The organism is Moritella viscosa (assembly GCF_900120065.1).
Lineage (GTDB): Bacteria > Pseudomonadota > Gammaproteobacteria > Enterobacterales > Moritellaceae > Moritella > Moritella viscosa.
The window spans coordinates 1-1,121 of record NZ_FPLG01000092.1; the positions used below are offsets into that span (position 1 = coordinate 1).

General features: G+C 39.4%; 1 protein-coding gene. It reads left to right on the forward strand.

Annotated features, from left to right (window positions below; all coding sequences use genetic code 11):
- Positions 1 to 219: 219 nt before the first annotated feature.
- Entirely contained in the window at positions 220 to 1,056 is an 837-nt protein-coding gene (locus tag BT797_RS13285) for an HDOD domain-containing protein (protein WP_244534191.1), read from the forward strand.
- Positions 1,057 to 1,121 lie beyond the last annotated feature (65 nt).

Genomic DNA, 1,121 nt, shown 5'->3' on the forward strand with positions numbered 1-1,121 from the left:
GAAATATATTACAGACATATAAAACCACATTCACTTACTCAGGGAAATAACCAAGCCGTGAGTTTGAGAGGTAAAACGGATAAATGACCAAGTGTCCCATCAGTACTTAAAATAAGTGTGAAGTCTGCGCTAATAAAATATATTATATTCATTCTTTAGTATTAACTTGATTCTAATCATCGCTATATATCCAAAATCACAATGACAGGGAGTCACAATGTGAACGTCGAATATTTATTCTCGAAACTGAAACAGCCACCCGTTATACCGCAATTATTACAAGAAATGATAACCAGCTTTAATCAAACAAATATCGGACTCGATAAAATCGCCAGCAGAATAGCTATGGATCCAGTTATCACAGCAAAAGTATTAAAAATGGCCAACTCAGTCGCTTATTCCCGCGGTCAACATGTAGAATCAATAGAGCAAGCAGCGATCAAGCTCGGTCTCAATAAGTTACGTTCATTAGTCATAGCCAGTAGCCTAGTAAATAATTTTAAGCGTGAGAATGACTTTGATATCAGTGAATTTTGGCGTAACTCTTTTCAAGTTGCGCAAATAGCCAAATCTATAGCAAAGCAAACCCGACTTGATCCGGAAATCGTTTTCACTTGTAGCTTACTGCATAATATAGGGGAATTACTGATCCAAAGTGCACTACCAGAAGAAGCTAGCCTTATCGCTCTCAGTCAAGCACAAGGGCAAAGCCGTATTGAAGCCCAGCACGCGATTCTCAATTTTGACTTTACAGATGTAGGCCTTGAGCTCACAAAACAATGGAATTTTACTGAGACCTTCTCGAAAGCGATACACCAACAACTCGATCCACTTTCATATGAACAGGCTTCAGATGAAGCCGTACTGATTCGCCTTGCCGTATTTGTTAATTTTGCAACCAATGCAGGCGTACCAGCATCTATGATCATACACCGCTTTCCACAAGCACTTGCGCAACATTTAAATATCGACCCAGAAGTGTTACTTATGCAACTACAAGAAATACAGCAACAAGGCAACGAATTAACAGAACTATTAATGCAGGAAGTCGCGTAGAATATCAGAAACGAAAAAAGCCTGCTCAATGAGCAGGCTTTTCGAATAGTGGTCGGTGATAGAGG